General features: G+C 66.8%; 2 protein-coding genes. One reads left to right on the top strand and one right to left on the bottom strand.

Translation table 11 applies throughout. The features are described 5' to 3' along the window. Positions 1-340: 340 nt before the first annotated feature. Positions 341-703, bottom strand: coding sequence for a hydroxyisourate hydrolase (gene uraH / locus AC1D2K_RS34575; protein ID WP_478094940.1), 363 nt, complete (start codon positions 701-703; stop codon positions 341-343). 83 nt (positions 704-786) lie between these two features. Here uraH and AC1D2K_RS34570 point away from each other — a divergent pair, with 83 nt between their 5' ends. Continuing rightward, positions 787-1452, top strand: coding sequence for a GntR family transcriptional regulator (locus AC1D2K_RS34570; protein WP_478094938.1), 666 nt, complete (start codon positions 787-789; stop codon positions 1450-1452). Positions 1453-1480 lie beyond the last annotated feature (28 nt).

Raw genomic sequence — 1480 nt, 5'->3', positions numbered from 1 at the left:
CACTTCGTGTCCGGGCGCCCACCCCCTGCCGGGGGCAACACCAGCGGCCCGGCGAAGCCGGTTCCGCGGTGTTTCACCAACGGGCCWGGCTGCGCCGGCCAAAKCAAAAGCCGGCGCTGCGACCGTTTCTCGGCTGCGCGCAGCGCGCCCGTTCGTGCGCAGTCGCGGAACCGGCTTCGCCGGGCCGCGGACTGCGCCCCCGGTAGGGGGTGGGCGAACTACACGAAGTGAGTTCAACCTGGGGGCGAGCCACGTTTTCGGCTTCGCCGGGCCGCTGACTGCGCCCCCGGTAGGGGGTGGGCGCCCGGACACGAAGTGCCGGGCAACCTGGGGGCGAGCATCATGACCCACGGTAGGTGGAGTAGCTCCACGGACTCACCAGCAGGGGCACGTGATAGTGCTGGTCGGTATGCGCGACGCCGAAATCCAGCGCCACCCGGTTCAGGAAGTTCGGCTCGGGCAGCGTCACGCCGCGGGCCTTGAAATAGCCCGCGACATCGAACACCAACCGGTAGGTGCCGGTCTTCAGCGTGCTGTTGTCATAGAGCGGCCCGTCGCTGCGGCCGTCCGCGTTCAGCGTGAAGCGCCTGACCAGCGTGGCGCGAGCGTCCTCCGCGGTGCCGTCGGTGGTGAAGAGCGCGACCTCCATGCCGCCGGCCGGGCAGCCGTGCATCGTGTCCAGTACGTGAGTGCTCAGGCCCATGAATCTTCTCCTTCGGTGCATTCGGGAAATTACGGTCGACAAAAGTGTATACAGTTATCGGCTTTGGGTCTATCATKAAAAACATGGACTCGACCACCACCCGCGCGATCGTCGACGCACTCACCAAGGCCATTGTGGAGCACAGGCTCCAGCCGGGCAGCAAGCTGGCCGAGCAGAAGCTCGCGGACCACTTCGGCGTCTCGCGCACGCTGGTGCGGCAGGCGCTGTTCCAGCTGTCGCAGAACAAGCTGATCCGGCTCGAGCCCGCGCGCGGCGCCTTCGTGGCGGCACCCGCGGTCGACGAGGCCAAGCAGGTGTTCGCGGTGCGCCGCATGCTCGAGGCCGAGATGACGCGCGCCTTCGTTCGCAACGTCACGCCGGCCAAGATCAAGGCACTCAGGGAGCACGTCGCACTCGAGAAGGCCGCCGTCTCGGGCGAGGACATCTCGGGCCGCACCGAGTTGCTTGGCGACTTCCACGTGCGCATGGCCGAGTTGATGGGCAACACGGTGCTGGCGCAGATCCTCGGCGAGCTGATCTCGCGCTGCGCCCTGATCACGCTGATGTACCAGAGCGCGACCGCGGCAGAGCACTCGAACGACGAGCACGCCGACATCGTGAAGGCCCTCGCCGCCAAGGACGAGGAACGCGCCGTGCGACTCATGACCGAGCATCTCGAGCACGTCGAGGCCAACCTCACTTTCGACCGCAAGGTCCCGACACACGACATCACACTGGCACTGGCCTGACGACCCATGACCGTTTACGACTCCACAC

The organism is Variovorax sp. P1_H12_2, assembly GCF_056405335.1.
This window is presented reverse-complemented; position numbering and strand designations above follow the sequence as displayed.